Below are 14,837 nucleotides of genomic sequence, written 5' to 3' on the forward strand. Positions count from 1 at the left end.
CTTTACATATTTTTCCTGAGTAAGATGTTCATAGTCCTATTTTTAAATTAGTGATCAAATTCTAAAACGAAATTCTAATTTTAGAAATCAATCAAAAATTAATTAGAGCGCTTAAATTCTACTCCATTACAAAGTTAACGATTTCTCTCTTAAAATTCAAATATTTATAAAATGATGCTAAACAATTTTGATATGTAACTAAACATGCACTTCCAAATGCATTTATTTAAGCTATGTGATTTAAAAAGTAACCATTATCCATAAATTAAGGCTCAGCATCAAATTGTCTTGTGATGCTAAGCCTCATAAATCATAATATTCTATTCTATAATAGGTGAATTAAATTGAATGTCTAATTGTTCGCTTAGAATGATTATAGCCTATAATCGCGAACACTGCGTAAATACCTGTATATAAAGCCATAACAATAAATATAGGTAATTGATTAGTTACACCCATTAAATGCATGTAGGCAATCGACGCAAAATAACCATGTAATAACGCAATAATCAAAGGTAAACCGAAATTAAAAATGACTTTTAACTTCAACCCTTTTGCCATATCTTGATGCGTAAAACCAAGTTTTCTCAATATAGAATAGTTTTCTAACTCATCCTCAGTTTCATCAATTTGTTTAATATATATAATACAGCCAGCAGCAATTAAAAACGTTATTCCTAGGAATGATGTTACAAATAATAGTACGCCAGTTAAACTCGATATTTCACTTGCAGCTTCACTACGTGTTTCAATATCTTTACTAATACTTTGGACGATTTTCTCCAATTCAGGTAAGTCCTTTTTGTGTTTTATATCAAACCCATATTGAGATACAATATGTTTTCCTTTAGCGTGTTCTCTCAATCTCTGATAATCCTCATCATTTAACACGAGTGTTGCTCCACCTAAATCTACACTAGACATAAAGTAAACTTTATTAATTGCTTTTCTGAGTTTTACTTTAACATAATTATTTTTTGAACCTATAAGAGTTGAACCTTTACGATCAACTTTAACTACATCTTTAATTGAACCTCTGGGGACTATGATATCTGTTTGACCACTACCAATATTAACATTAGGGATGTATTTATCACTTGTTACAGCAATCACACTTGGCCTTGAAATACCTTCTGTAAACATATGATCTTTATACAAATGAGCATAGACAACTTCTTTATAATTATAGTAATGTTCAACGTTACGATTGTTTAATTCATATGCTAACTGATTTGCCTGCTTTTGACTTTTCAAAGTGACGTCATGAGGTGAACTTAGTAAGACTTCATTCGTTAAAGTACTTCTACTTAAAGCCGCAAAACATAGCACAGAAACTGTAATCGCCGACACAACTGCCATCACCGTTAATGAAAAAGCATTTTTTCTAATACGATAAATGATAGATGATGTAAACATAACATCTGTCACACTGACATTGCCATTTCTAAAGTATTGTATAGTTTTTAAAATTAAAGATACCGTACTTCTAAAGAAAAAGTATGATCCTAAAACAGTTAAAAATAGAATAACGAAAGGTTGTAAAATTGAATCAACATTTTCAACTAATTTAGTTGATAAAAAGTATCCAACACAAATCATAATAATCCCAAGTAAACCTAAGATAACTTCACTCAATGTAATTTTAGTATCATTTACTTCTTTTTTAGTAAAATCATGTGCAAGCTCATGAATTGAACGTTTACGTATAAAAATGTAACTTTGAATAATAATAAGTATATACGCTACCAAAATAAGTAAAAGAGTCTCTAACACTGCATGAAAATTAAAAATAATAGACACACTAATATTAATGCCCAGTAATCGAAGCACAATCATTAAAAGTATTTTCGAACCAAAAATACCTAAAGCAATACCAATAATTACTGTTATTACAAATGTCATTAATTGCTCAAGCATAATCATTCTCATTATGTTTGATCGCGTTAGTCCTATAATTTGTAAAAGTGAAAGCTCACGCCCTCGTCTTTTCATGAATAAAAAATTTGCATAAAGTAGAAATACAATAATAATTATAAAAAGAAAATAACTACCAACTTGAGAACCTTCCTTAATAATCGGGTAGGATTGATTTCCATGAAGATGGTGAGCATATTTTAATTTAACAAAACTAAAATATAATACCACGCTTATAATTAGCGATAATAGATAAATGGCATAACGCGCAATATTTTGCTTAAAGTTTTTGAAGATAATCTGATTAAAACTCATAATTTACTCCACCAAGTACACTTTGTGTTCTGATAATTTCTTTATAAAAAGTTTGTTTATCATCATCACCTTGATATATTTCAGTAAAAATTTGTCCATCTTTTAGCATAACGACTCTATTTGAGAAACTTGCTGCAACTGGATCATGCGTAACCATAATAATCGTTGTTTGAAATCTTTCATTCATATAGGTCAATCTTTTGAGTAGGTCTTGAGTACTTTTAGAATCCAAAGCTCCTGTTGGTTCATCAGCAAATATAATTGAAGGTAAATTAATGAATGCTCTTGCTGCAGAAGTACGTTGACGTTGACCACCAGATAACTCGGATGGATATTTATCACTAATATCACTAATATTTAACGCTTCAACAATTCGATTATAACGTCTAGCCATTTCTTCTTTTCCAACTTTTTGAACAGATAAAGGTAGCATAATATTCTCTTTTACCGTTAAAGTATGTAGGATATTATAATCTTGGAAGATAAAACCAATATCTTTTTTTCTTATTTCAGAAAGTTGCTTATTAGATAATCTTTCTAATTGCTTACCATTCAATGTAATTGAACCTTTTGTCATATAATCAATTGAGCTTAGGACATTTAACAATGTTGTCTTCCCTGAACCAGATGGTCCCATAATTGAGATGAATTCGCCTTCATCTACACTCAAATTAATATCTTTTAATACTTCTTGAGCTACGTTTTTACTTCCATATATTTTTGACAATTGTTTAACTTCTAATATAGTCAAATCATCACTCCTGACTTACTTTAAACATTTATGCTCTCTAATTCAGCCAAAGCTAAACAAGTTCAAATTATCATCACTTTATACACTTATATTATAACGACTAAAAATTACAATTGTGATAATTGTAAGTAACAAAACGCATGTTTAAAATGACAATCTTGTCACTTTAGACATGCGCTCTACAATTTCATTTTGTTGAGGGAAAATTAAATAAAATGTAGTGCCTTCGCCTACTACAGATTCAACCTTCACGCCAATGCTCAATTGATCTTTAACACTATTCACTAAATATAACCCCATTCCCGTAGAAGCTGTTTCATTTCGATTAAGAGTAGACGTGAATCCTCTATCGAATATACGAGGTAAGTCTTTCTTACTTATTCCTCTTCCATGGTCTTTAATTTTTAGAATAACGTGACCATTTTTCATATAACTTGATAATTCAATTGTAGTATTATCACTATATTTCAATGAATTAGATAAAATTTGTCTAATCATCATCCTGCACCATTTCACATCTGTAAACACTTTATCGACATCTTCAAAGTCTAGATCGAATCCTATCCCTTTCGCTTGACTGATATGACGCGTTAGTTGAATTTCATCAATCACCATACGTTTTAACTCTACATGATCGAAGTACATATCACGATTCTTTGATTCTAAACGCGTTAAATATAATTGCTTATCTAACATCTCATTAATTCTCGACCACTCAAATAATAACGCTTTTTTACGTTGTTCATCGGTTTCTTGATCGATTAATAATTTCATTGCTGTCACAGGTGTTTTAATATCATGTACAAACTCTGTGATTGTTTGTTCATGGTTATTAATTTGTAATTGTTGCTCAACGACCTGATCTTTTTGTGCTGTGATATGACGATATAAGTAATCAATTGTTAGTTGTTGAAATGGCGTTTCCGCTAAATCTTTATGTTTGATTTCCTCTATTTCTTTGTTTTTATAAAAGTGCTTTGACAAGCGGACTTCCTTTACGAAAGTAAATATTAAGAAAAGGACACTTAATCCTAGATTGAGCACAACAATATAGCCTACACTCTCAACTGAAATATCATAATCAATGTAGGCGATACCCAACATAATTACATTTAAAAATATAATCCATAGTATCCAATTACTCCGAGACCTAACAAATAACCAGAACCATTTAAAGTTATTCATGAGCCATATATCCTTTACCGACTTTCGTCTCTATCGCATCATCCATACCAATTTCTGCCAATTTTTTTCTAAGGCGATTCACGTTAACGGTAAGTGTATTATCACTCACAAACGCTTCATCATCCCATAGTGCTGTAATCAACGTATCTCGTGTCACAATTTGATTCTTTTTATTAATAAGCATCTCTAAAATAATCATCTCTGTCTTAGATAAGAAGATTGTTTTGTCGGCTTTTTGAATGCTATCTTTTGATAAATCCACTACAGTATCTTGCCAATTTAAAGTGCGTTTCTCTTCGACGCCAAATTCGTAGACACGTCTATAAATAGCTTGTAACTTCGCAATAAGTACATTAGTATAGAAAGGTTTTTGCATGTAATCATCTGCACCTAGTTCCATACTCATGACTTGATCCATTGGATTATCTCTTGATGAGAGGAATAAAATAGGAACATTTGATTCTTGTCTCATTTTTCTACACCAATAAAACCCGTCATATTTGGGGAGTTGAACATCTAGAATAACGATTTCTGGATTAAATCTCTCAAAAGTGTCCATTACATTACCAAAATCTTCAACACCTACTACGTTGAAATCCCATTGTTCTAATTCTTTTTTTAATTCTTGAAATAGCGTATTGTCATCTTCGACCAATAGTATTTGCATAACAAATCACCTGAAATTATTTAGTATATTTAAATTTCTCACCTGATTGAACACGTCCTTGAAAATGCTTAATCCTGCAATCAATCTCAAATCCTCGCATAAGTAAACCTTGAATAGGTGCTTGAATAAAGTAATAAATCGGCCAGAATAATTTAGGTATATAATCATATAAGTGAACCATCACTAAAGACGTTCCTTTAAGAAGTCTAAATTCTAACTTACCTTGCTTTTTAAGATTGGGTTTGGCTAACTTACCACCAACAAGATGTAACGTAATGATATCTTCGGCAGTCTGTCTTTTCTTAAAAATTGCTAAAGGTTTTCTACTATTTTTACGATAAATAATATAATCTTCATCTTCTTTTTTCGTATGTACAAACGTACCTTTAGTTTCATCTAACCATTGACTATAGTAGTCTACAAGTTGATTCAAAGTCCACTTTTTCGGCAGGACCATTTTCATCGCTGTACGAACATCATCATATTTGGAAGTTTGTAATTCAACATTAATATGCGGACGTTTCACTTCTACATTTGTACGTTCTACAGGAGCACCATAAGCGCCTAATCTTTCCATCGTTTCATTGTCGTGACGACTTCCAGGTATATAAATTAATTTTTTAATTTGATTTATTGCTGCTGCTCTACCAAAGTTATCTGCAGCTATTAAATTTAAATCACGAGCGGTTGCTTGAGTTAGTTTTGCAGAGTTTTTAGTTGGATCTAAATAAAACACAGCTACATCCATGCCTGCCATAGATTGAACTACATTTTCATAATTGAAAATATCACTCTTCAACCATGTAATCTCTTCTGTAGATCCTTTATCAGGTTTAGGATATTTAGATAATGCGTAAAGCTCAGCATCTTTTTCTATTACTCTACTCAAATATTTACCGATATAGCCGGTTCCACCTGCAAGCAAAACTTTAGGCTTCATGGTTATCGACTCCTTAACTTTTTCTAATAATTAATAAAATATCACTGATTCAAGCATAAAACTTTAAACTATACTATAATGAAGGAAACTATTTACTTAATTGAAAAATGGAGTGTTTTCATGGCCCACGTAATTCGTGAGATTAGTATAAAAGACGTTGAAAACTTTATAGATTTGTTAAGCAAAATTTATGATGAATCAGATTTTACGTTTTATAACCCTGGTGAGTATTCACCAAGCATTGCTTCTGTTAGTCAAAGTTTAGAAAGTTACATCACAACACCTTCAAAAGCAATTTTTGTAGCAGAAAGTGACGAACAACTCGTTGGCTACGCATTTGTGAATACAGAGACTTTTGAACGTACACAACATGAGGCTGTAGTCTATCTTGGTGTAAAAAAGTATTATCAAAAACATGGTGTTGGTCAAGCGCTCATCAATTCAATCGAAGCTTGGTCACTTAATCATAATATTAGACGCATAGAAGCTACAGTTGTCACTGAAAATTCACGAGCTATTGAACTTTTTAAAGGTACAGGTTTCACTATCGAAGGTGAACTTAAAGATAAACTTTTTATAAATGGTCGTTATTTCAATGAGTACGTAATGGCTAAAATATTAAATTAATTTTTAGTCTTATTTTAAATTTTACCACATATTACAAGTTTTAAATAATAACTATAAGTTGTGAATTTGACTCTTTTACTTGAGTTTTATTCCAATCCAAAATTTCTTAGTGAGTATTTAAAAACTATATGCATTCATACCTTATTTAATTGATAAAATTAAAGGCAAATCGTTAGGCTTTAAGCTAACCCTAACGATTTGCCTTCTTTATATTATTCAAATGGATACAGCGATACACTATTATTTGTTTGATTACCGGATTTCACATCTGTTGATTCTCCACTTTCAACGCCGGAAGATGAAGTATTTCTACTTAAAAATAACAATACTTTTTTAATATTCTCTTTTGATTCTGGTTTATCTAAATGAAACTGATATTGATGATGTAAATGATGTGTTCCATCATAAAATAGGGTATCTACAGGTATATTTTCTGATTTAAGTGCTTTATAGAATTCTTCATTTTGACTATAAAATGGATCAGCATCTCCAACTGATAAGTAAGTTGGTGGATATTGTTTAGTGACTTGATTTATCGTCGACATTTGAGATAAATTCTTAAAATTAGTTTCCCAGTTATTCATACCTGTATAGCTTTTCATAAATAATTGAATTCTTGGAAATTCTGTTGCCTTCACTGTTTTCATATCGTAGAAACCACCAAAGAATATAGCTGCTTTGATTTGTGATGGCTTGAATTGTTGTTTGAAATTCATTTCTTTGCGTAAACTTTTATTAGTTTGCATTGCAACGTACTGACTCGTTAATTGAGCCCCTGCTGAATCACCACCAATAACAACTTGGTTGAAATCAATGGGTAGTTCGTGTTTATTCTGCTTTATAAACTTAACTGCCTCATTCATTTGCTCTAGCGGTGTTGGATACTTATATTGTGGAGCTAACGCATAATTCACATTTACTACAATATATCCTTGTTCAGCTATTTTAGACAGAAGTGGATTCTTATATTGCTTATCACCTGCTATAAAACCACCACCATGCATCCAAAAAATTACTGGCAATTTGGTATCTTTACTCATATCAGAAGGCGTAATAATATCTAATTTACTATTAGGTAGTCCTTCGCCATAAGAAATATTTTGAAATAATTTCACGCTCTTATTATTAATTTGAACATGCTCTCTACCTTGTTGTTTTTCCTGTACTTTATCATAGTGATTTTTCAAAAGAAAACCCAAGACGATTGCAATGATTATGACGATGAATAACGTTATCAACAACCATTTATATTTTTCTTTCATTATTGGTAATCCTCTCAAATCATGACTTCTTTCAATAATTTATATCTTAGATGACTTAGGTCATTAACTTTTTCTGAAAAATAAAGAAAAAGCAATTCACCTTTTAATTGAAAGATGAATTGCTTTTAAGATTAAATCAATCATTTTAAATTGTAAAGTGTATACGAAATGACAACTTATGCAATGTGTTTCTTGTCATCATTTTTACGTTTGAAGTACTTGATTAGTACTGCTACAACGATAAACATACCAACAACGCCCATAAATTTATATAACACGTTGATTAAATCTGCGAATCCTACGAAACTTAAAACATAAGCTGCAATCATCATAATAATGATAAAGATATGATATTTCTTGCTATATGGTTCAGTAAAACGTGCCGCGAATGAATAACAAAGTCCTAAAATAGTGTTATACATTACAGCTAACATAATAACAGTTAATACTAAACCAATCCATGGATTGATTGAGTTGGCTAAGTCTAATGTAGGAATATCTGCGTTTTTAATTTTTGGATATTCTGTTTGTAGTGAAAAGTTAATTAGTGCAAGTAAGATGGTATAAATAACGCCACCGAACATCGCACCAGCACCTGAAACTCTACGCTTAGACGCATCGCCACCAATAGCAACGACTGTACTAAAGCCAACTGCAAATGCAAGACCTCCGTATACAAGTCCCCAGAATATACCTTTCCATGCACTTGTTTCTGGTACTGTACTATTTACTTGGGCAATTGAGATATCACCAGTAAATAAATAATAAACTGCAATAAGGATAACCATTATAATTAGAAATGGTGTAACAATCCCTAAAGCTCTAACAATCTTATTAAAATCAAGTAATAATGTTAAATAAATTACAATTGTCATGATCAAAGCGCCTAGCCAAGTAGGTATATGAAAGCTTTGGTTAAACGTTGATCCTGAACCGGCAATCATTGTTACAGCGATACCAAACAAGAAGAAGACTAGTATATAGTCAAATACTTTACTAAATTTCTCACCAAATACATATTGTAAAGTGGATTCATGATTGGTAGCTTCAAAGGCTGTACCAATTTTAGCTACTTGTCTACCGATAAATCCTAGAATGAAACCTGAGATTAAAACACCGATATAAGACCATAAACCAAAAGGTGTAAAGAATTGCATAACTTCTTGACCAGTTGAGAATCCTGCCCCTACAACGATGCCGACATAAGCAAATCCTATTTTTATTGCTTCTTTATTCAGCCCCATTTAAAAAATTACCTCCTTAGATTTTCACAGTGAGAATTATAACGTACTGTTTTTTATTTTCAACCCCACCTATTAGACTTATACATTAATGCATAAAAGTAGGGAAATTTGTATAAAAATAGCCATTAAAGTGTGGTAACTCTAATGGCATTATAAAGAGATAAATACGTTTAACTAACGTGCATCTCTATGTTTGTTTAATTCATTAATATCGACAACAATGTTGTCCATACGTTTTGCAGTGTCTTTATGCACATTACGTGCTACATTATTATTAGGATCAAGTTTAAGAATACGTTTAGCTACATCAAATGCTTTCTTATCAGAAATAACAGGCTCTGGAATTGCGTGAAGCAATAGCATTTGTAGTAAACTTTTAACTTCATTTCCGTTAGTGAGTTTTATGGAAGATTCAGCATGATAGTATGCAGAATCTAAAGCACCTTCGTATTCACTCATCGGATAAACAAGTAGTAAAAATGCTAAATCATGCAATTCAGATGTTTCTTCATTTCTAATTAAATCTAAAATGCATGTATAAAACATCATACTCTCTACTTCATGAGCGCTAGAAATATATGCCTCTTCAAATTCCATAAAATCTGTTTCGGACATTAATTGTCGTATCTGCTCGAATTCGCCATTCAATACATGTCTCTTTATAAGGTGTTGCATGGCTATGTCCTCCTATTATCCAGATTTTATTTAACAATTATAACTATAATATCATAATTTTAGTTAATTTTCACTCGAAAAAGACGTACGATAAACTTCTTCAATTGCTTCTTCAACACTACCACCAGTAGACAGCTTAACAGACGCAGTAAAACTACCTTCAACGAGTGGCGCATTAACTTTTAAAACTTGATGGTCGCCTTCATACATTTCTATTGCCATGTCTAAATTCATCTCAGCAGATCCTAGATCAAAAAAGCATAACGCATCGTCTTCTAAATGATTGATTGCCTCTTGGATGCTATTAAAAGAAGTACCTATACCACCATCATCTGTGCCACCACATGCTAAGACGTCAACGTCACTCACCATTTGTTCAAGCAATTGTTTAGTCCCGTTTGCGATATCAACACTATGACTTACTAACACTATTGTAGGCATATTTACTCATCTCCTATTAAAGCATTAAGTATATAAACCATACTTTGTGCACCCGGATCAATGTAACCTTTAGAATCCTCTTTAAAATAAGCAGCTCTACCCTTCGTTGCTATCATATCTTTAGTATCGTCAGCATAACCTTGTAATTTATCTAATGTCACTTTTTCATCATGTTGTAGCGCTTCGCTTGCCCTTTCGACAACATCATACATAGTCTTTTCATTTAATTTAACTTTACCTCTTTGAGCTATTGCATCTGCAAATGTTTTTAATAATACTTTTAGGTTATCCTTATCGATTTCATCCTTAACAACACTAGACATTTTGACAAAACTAAAGCCATATAATGGTCCGGATGCTCCGCCAATATTAGACATCAATGTCATTCCAGTTGATTTAAACAATGAAGCCATATCTTTATCATCGATGTTATCTTTCAAATGAGAGAAACCTCTTTCCATGTTTACGCCATGGTCACCGTCACCTATCGATCTATCTAAATCGGTCAATTCTGATTCTTTATCTTTAAAAGTATCCGCTAAACTTAATAATTGAGTTTTCATTTGTTCTACATTCATAGCTAACACCTCTATATTGTATATTTATTCACAATTATTTTTTATGAGTTAAAATAACGACTCGTTGTAGGTGCTAAAAATGCTGTTAACCACTCTTCATTAGCAGGAACTAATGTGATAGAAAAGCCTTGCATATCAAGTGATGTCATAAAATCACCTACATACCAATGTTTTACCCCATAATGCTTCTTATCAAATAAATCTTTGAGATATTTAGTTACAATATTGAGTTCAGATAGTGGTGTGCCACCCATACCATTAACCATTACTATAAATTCTTCTCCTGATATTTCTTTATCTAATTCTTCTACTAATGTTGAAACAATTTGATCTACTGGTTGTATAGCTTCACGATGCAAACCTTTTTCACCGTGGATACCGATACCAATCTCCATTTCATTGTCATCAATATCAAACCCATATTGACCTGTGGTTGGAACCATAGGAGGTGTTAAAGCCATACCAATTGTTTTTATTTCAGACATCATTAACTCTACTTTTTCTTTTATTTCAGTTAATGTTACTCCTTTTTCAGATAAAAAGCCTGCATACTTATGAATTAAAACTGTACCAGCTACACCTCTTCTTTGTTCTGGCGTACTAATCGCAATATCATCTCTAACTATTACTGTTTCAACTTGAATATCTTCCATTTCAGCCATTTCTTGGGCCATTTCAAAGTTCATCACATCACCAGCATAGTTTTTAACAATGAGTAAAACACCATCACCAGTGTGAACGGCCCTAATAGCTTCTAAAATTTTGTCTGGAGTTGGAGAAGTAAAAACTTCACCACAAACTGCAGCATCAAGCATACCTTGTGCGACATAACCAGCATGTGCAGGTTCATGACCGCCTCCACCTCCTGATACAAGTGCTACACCAGTTTGTTTTTTTTCTTTTCGTACTACAACTGTATCTTCAATTACATCTAATTCAGGATTTGCTACTTTTAAGCCATCTAACATATCACTTAAAAACTGTTGTCTATCTTTTATTAATTTCTTCATAAAAAATCCCTCCTTATCAATTTATCATCAGTATAAAACAGCTTTATAGACAATCGCTAATATTAAGTGTGTCTTCAATAAAATGTTCACAAATCATGTTTACTAATTAATAAGAGGATTCATACTTATATATTAAAAAAGCCTTTAAATGAATGTTCACTCTAAAATTCATCCATTTAAAAGCTTTATATTATGCGTTATTTTAAGAAATATAAATACGCTCGATATTCAAATTTAATAATTTACCTATCACTTAACTAATCTATACACTTTTTGTTCTATACATTAGGTATAAGAAGTAGGGTGCCCCTATAATAGCAACTACTATACCTGCAGGAACGCCAGACGGTTGGAGAATAACCTTTCCTAAAGTATCGGAAAAAACAAGTAAAAATGCACCAACTAATATGGCAATTGGTAAAAAAAGTTGATGTCTAGGACCCACTATACGTTTGGCTATATGTGGCCCCATCAAACCAATAAATGAAATTGCACCAGCAACCGCAACAGCGACTGAAGATAAAATAACTGCTATAAAAAATAACACTATTCTTTCACGTTCAACTTTAACGCCTAACCCCTTAGCAACATGTTCATGTGTATTAATAATATTTAATTCATTTGATTTAAATAACAGATATGGCACGATAATAATCATCCAAGGAATAATTGCAAGAACAAATGTCCAATCATCTCCCCAAATATTACCAGCAAACCAAGTTGCCATAAATTCTGATTGATCTTCATCAAACTTTGACATCAGGGTAATAGAGCCTCCATATAATGCCGTTTGCATACCTACACCTATTAATACCATGCTGGCAGGAGTTAACCCACTATATTTATTTACACTAAAAATAAATATAACTAAAGCTGTAGCGATACCACCAACTAAACTAATTATAGGTAAAACATAAACGAAATTATCCGGTTTAACTTGTCCAATTGCTACAAATAATGCTATCGCAAAGCCCCCGCCTGCATTAATTCCTAAAATACCAGGTTCTGCTATAGGATTTTTAGTAACACTTTGAACAACGGCACCACTCATACTTAGCGCTGCACCTGCTAAAATTGTAATCAACATGCGAGGAAGTCGGAAATCTATTAAAATAAGCGAGTCCGTATCATCACCCTGACCAATTAGAGTTTTAAAGAAATTTGGCACAGGTATTTTATATTCCCCTGAAGCAATACTCCAAGTACATGCTGCAAATAGTAATATGGCAAATACGATAAAAGTAATGATTTGTTTACGTCTTAAATTCGGATCAATCATATTGAACGTCCTCCTTTTTTAACAAGGTATAAAAAGTAAGGTACGCCAATAAACGAAATAATTGCTCCTACCGGGGCTTCGCCTAGTAGTCTTGCAATCATGTCAGCAACTAATACTAATACACCACCAAATATTGCAGTCAGTGGGATCACTTTTGAATAATCTGTACCTATAATAAAGCGAACAATGTGAGGTACCATTAAGCCTACAAAAGCAATTTGTCCAACCATTGCCACAGCAACGCCAGCGAGTATCATTGATAAAACTAAGCTTAGTCCGCGAATCATAGAGACATTTTGGCCTAATCCCTTAGCAAGTGATTCACCTAAATTCAAAATAGTAAGTTGCTTGCTAATAACTAAAATAATAATTAGCGTAACGATAATTATTGGGCCACTCCATATAAGTTGTCCCCATGTTGTACCTGATATTCCTCCAGCACTCCAAAAAGTTAGAGATTGATTTAACCTAAATATAAGAGCGACACCTTGACTTAGTGCAGTTAATAACGCACTTATAGCTGCACCAGCTAAGATAATACGCATAGGATTAAATCCATCACGCCTAGACCGCCCAATCATTAACACGATGAAGCCACCTAAAAGTGCACCTAAAAATCCAGATATCATTAATAATAAAAATGGTGCCTCAGGATAAAAAGCATAGGTCATTGCCAAACCAAACGTTGCACCTGAGTTTAGTCCAATTAAACTTGGATCAGCAAGCCCATTCTTAGTTACACCTTGAATAACAGCACCAGCTACAGCTAAAGCCATTCCTACAAGAATTGCACCTAAATCTCTAGGTATTCTAATTTCACTTATGATATTATGATTTTGATTTTTAGGATTATAATTGAAAATTGCATCAAATATGGTAGGAATATCAACATGTGCTTTCCCAAATAAAATAGAAAGAAATAGTGCTAGTATTAGCACTATTACTCCACCTATTAAAAGCGATATAAACTTAAAGTTTTCATTTTTCTTTTTTTCTAACATTGTATTTTTAATCCTTTGTCTTCTCTTTTACGAGTAAGTCTTACTAAACAAATCATAAGTAACAAGTAGAGGTTTACCAGTACGAGGATCTTCATCTAATACCACATCGATATTGAATACTTTTTCTAAATTATCTTTAGTAAGTACTTCTTGAGTTGTACCATTTGCTACAATATTGCCATCTTTCATAGCAATTAAATGATCCGAGAAGCGAATAGCTTGGTTAATATCATGCAATACCATAACAATCGTACAACCTTGTTCTTTATTTAATTTCTGTACAAGTTCTAGTATTTCTAATTGATGACAAATATCTAAATAAGTTGTAGGTTCATCTAAGAATATAATATCCGTACGTTGTGCTAATGCCATTGCAATCCAAACACGCTGTCTTTGCCCACCACTTAAATCATTGATTGAACGATGACGGAATTCACTAGTACCAGTAACTGATAATGCCCAATCAATTTCTTTTTTATCTTCTGCTGTTAAACGGCCAAAGCCCTTCTGATGCGGAAAACGTCCATATGATACGAGTTCACCTACCGTTAAACCGTCAGCAACTTCAGGTGATTGCGGAAGTATCGCAATCTTCTTAGCAATTTCTTTAGTTGATTGAGCATGGATACTTTTACCATCTAAATGAATTGCACCTTCTTTAATAGACAACAAGCGTGATAACGCTTTAAGCAATGTAGATTTGCCACAACCATTAGGTCCAATTATAGAAGTCACTTTACCATCTGGGACCTCTACGTCTAAATTATTAATAATCGTAGTATCACCGTAACCAATTTTAACTTGTTCACCGTTTAAACGACTCATAATTCCCCTACTTTCATCTAAATAATACATTTTATATCGTAAAAACATTGAATTTATTTTTTCGTGCTTATTATTTCATTATTAATCGTAATTGATAATCATTATCATAGATATTATTATAAC

General features: G+C 32.3%; 15 protein-coding genes. 1 reads left to right on the plus strand and 14 read right to left on the minus strand.

Annotation, left to right across the window (positions count from 1 at the left end; genetic code table 11):
* Positions 1–339: 339 nt before the first annotated feature.
* The 5 genes from MHI13_RS16040 to graX form a co-directional block, all read right to left on the minus strand.
* Positions 340–2,229 (minus strand): ABC transporter permease, encoded by a 1,890-nt coding sequence (locus tag MHI13_RS16040; RefSeq protein ID WP_064210425.1) that lies wholly within the window; start codon positions 2,227–2,229, stop codon positions 340–342.
* A complete protein-coding gene (vraF, locus tag MHI13_RS16045; protein WP_002433512.1) occupies positions 2,219–2,980 on the minus strand; it encodes an ABC transporter ATP-binding protein VraF in 762 nt (253 codons plus the stop codon). The genes MHI13_RS16040 and vraF overlap by 11 nt, the downstream gene beginning before the upstream one ends.
* A 144-nt stretch (positions 2,981–3,124) precedes the next feature.
* Positions 3,125–4,165: a histidine kinase GraS/ApsS gene (graS, locus tag MHI13_RS16050; protein WP_064210424.1), complete on the minus strand. Its 1,041-nt coding sequence runs from the start codon at positions 4,163–4,165 to the stop codon at positions 3,125–3,127.
* Entirely contained in the window at positions 4,158–4,832 is a 675-nt protein-coding gene (gene graR / locus MHI13_RS16055; protein ID WP_002433229.1) for a response regulator transcription factor GraR/ApsR, read from the minus strand. Before graR ends, graS begins: the two co-directional genes overlap by 8 nt.
* A gap of 16 nt (positions 4,833–4,848) precedes the next feature.
* Positions 4,849–5,772 carry an auxiliary protein GraX/ApsX gene (gene graX / locus MHI13_RS16060; protein WP_064210423.1) on the minus strand — a complete coding sequence of 308 codons (924 nt, stop codon included), beginning with the start codon at positions 5,770–5,772 and terminating at the stop codon, positions 4,849–4,851.
* 120 nt (positions 5,773–5,892) lie between these two features.
* On the opposite strand from graX, the gene MHI13_RS16065 reads away from it, so the two are divergent.
* The gene (locus MHI13_RS16065) at positions 5,893–6,399 is read left to right on the plus strand and encodes a GNAT family N-acetyltransferase (protein WP_002433205.1); all 507 of its coding nucleotides are present in this window, start codon (positions 5,893–5,895) and stop codon (positions 6,397–6,399) included.
* Between the two features lie 212 nt (positions 6,400–6,611).
* Here the strand turns inward: MHI13_RS16065 and MHI13_RS16070 are convergent, their stop codons facing one another.
* The 9 genes from MHI13_RS16070 to MHI13_RS16110 form a co-directional block, all read right to left on the minus strand.
* Positions 6,612–7,661, minus strand: a complete 1,050-nt coding sequence (locus tag MHI13_RS16070) for an alpha/beta hydrolase (protein ID WP_064210422.1) — start codon at positions 7,659–7,661, stop codon at positions 6,612–6,614.
* Positions 7,662–7,837: 176 nt separating this feature from the next.
* Positions 7,838–8,905: a YkvI family membrane protein gene (locus tag MHI13_RS16075; RefSeq protein ID WP_064210421.1), complete on the minus strand. Its 1,068-nt coding sequence runs from the start codon at positions 8,903–8,905 to the stop codon at positions 7,838–7,840.
* Between the two features lie 174 nt (positions 8,906–9,079).
* A complete protein-coding gene (locus MHI13_RS16080; protein ID WP_340761526.1) occupies positions 9,080–9,580 on the minus strand; it encodes a hypothetical protein in 501 nt (166 codons plus the stop codon).
* A gap of 63 nt (positions 9,581–9,643) precedes the next feature.
* Positions 9,644–10,021, minus strand: coding sequence for a dihydroxyacetone kinase phosphoryl donor subunit DhaM (dhaM, locus tag MHI13_RS16085; protein ID WP_064210420.1), 378 nt, complete (start codon positions 10,019–10,021; stop codon positions 9,644–9,646).
* Positions 10,022–10,023: 2 nt separating this feature from the next.
* Positions 10,024–10,599, minus strand: a complete 576-nt coding sequence (gene dhaL / locus MHI13_RS16090; protein ID WP_064210419.1) for a dihydroxyacetone kinase subunit DhaL — start codon at positions 10,597–10,599, stop codon at positions 10,024–10,026.
* Positions 10,600–10,640: 41 nt separating this feature from the next.
* Complete coding sequence (dhaK, locus tag MHI13_RS16095; RefSeq protein WP_064210418.1) at positions 10,641–11,609, minus strand: dihydroxyacetone kinase subunit DhaK; 969 nt, start codon at positions 11,607–11,609, stop codon at positions 10,641–10,643.
* Between the two features lie 262 nt (positions 11,610–11,871).
* Entirely contained in the window at positions 11,872–12,888 is a 1,017-nt protein-coding gene (locus MHI13_RS16100; RefSeq protein WP_064210417.1) for a FecCD family ABC transporter permease, read from the minus strand.
* A complete protein-coding gene (locus tag MHI13_RS16105) occupies positions 12,885–13,889 on the minus strand; it encodes a FecCD family ABC transporter permease (RefSeq protein ID WP_037548271.1) in 1,005 nt (334 codons plus the stop codon). The genes MHI13_RS16100 and MHI13_RS16105 overlap by 4 nt, the downstream gene beginning before the upstream one ends.
* Before the next feature lie 27 nt (positions 13,890–13,916).
* Positions 13,917–14,714: an ABC transporter ATP-binding protein gene (locus MHI13_RS16110; protein WP_002433244.1), complete on the minus strand. Its 798-nt coding sequence runs from the start codon at positions 14,712–14,714 to the stop codon at positions 13,917–13,919.
* Positions 14,715–14,837: the final 123 nt, after the last annotated feature.

It is taken from the genome of Staphylococcus sp. FSL K6-0223, from assembly GCF_038008285.1.

Excerpts from the sequence above, each read along its gene's own strand:
- MHI13_RS16040 (WP_064210425.1), bottom strand. The coding sequence starts at position 2,229 with ATGAGTTTTAATCAGATTATCTTCAAAAACTTTAAGCAAAATATTGCG.
- graS (WP_064210424.1), bottom strand. The coding sequence starts at position 4,165 with ATGAATAACTTTAAATGGTTCTGGTTATTTGTTAGGTCTCGGAGTAAT.
- graR (WP_002433229.1), bottom strand. The coding sequence starts at position 4,832 with ATGCAAATACTATTGGTCGAAGATGACAATACGCTATTTCAAGAATTA.
- graX (WP_064210423.1), bottom strand. The coding sequence starts at position 5,772 with ATGAAGCCTAAAGTTTTGCTTGCAGGTGGAACCGGCTATATCGGTAAA.
- MHI13_RS16065 (WP_002433205.1), top strand. The coding sequence starts at position 5,893 with ATGGCCCACGTAATTCGTGAGATTAGTATAAAAGACGTTGAAAACTTT.
- MHI13_RS16070 (WP_064210422.1), bottom strand. The coding sequence starts at position 7,661 with ATGAAAGAAAAATATAAATGGTTGTTGATAACGTTATTCATCGTCATA.
- MHI13_RS16075 (WP_064210421.1), bottom strand. The coding sequence starts at position 8,905 with ATGGGGCTGAATAAAGAAGCAATAAAAATAGGATTTGCTTATGTCGGC.
- MHI13_RS16080 (WP_340761526.1), bottom strand. The coding sequence starts at position 9,580 with ATGCAACACCTTATAAAGAGACATGTATTGAATGGCGAATTCGAGCAG.
- dhaM (WP_064210420.1), bottom strand. The coding sequence starts at position 10,021 with ATGCCTACAATAGTGTTAGTAAGTCATAGTGTTGATATCGCAAACGGG.
- dhaL (WP_064210419.1), bottom strand. The coding sequence starts at position 10,599 with ATGAATGTAGAACAAATGAAAACTCAATTATTAAGTTTAGCGGATACT.
- dhaK (WP_064210418.1), bottom strand. The coding sequence starts at position 11,609 with ATGAAGAAATTAATAAAAGATAGACAACAGTTTTTAAGTGATATGTTA.
- MHI13_RS16100 (WP_064210417.1), bottom strand. The coding sequence starts at position 12,888 with ATGATTGATCCGAATTTAAGACGTAAACAAATCATTACTTTTATCGTA.
- MHI13_RS16105 (WP_037548271.1), bottom strand. The coding sequence starts at position 13,889 with ATGTTAGAAAAAAAGAAAAATGAAAACTTTAAGTTTATATCGCTTTTA.
- MHI13_RS16110 (WP_002433244.1), bottom strand. The coding sequence starts at position 14,714 with ATGAGTCGTTTAAACGGTGAACAAGTTAAAATTGGTTACGGTGATACT.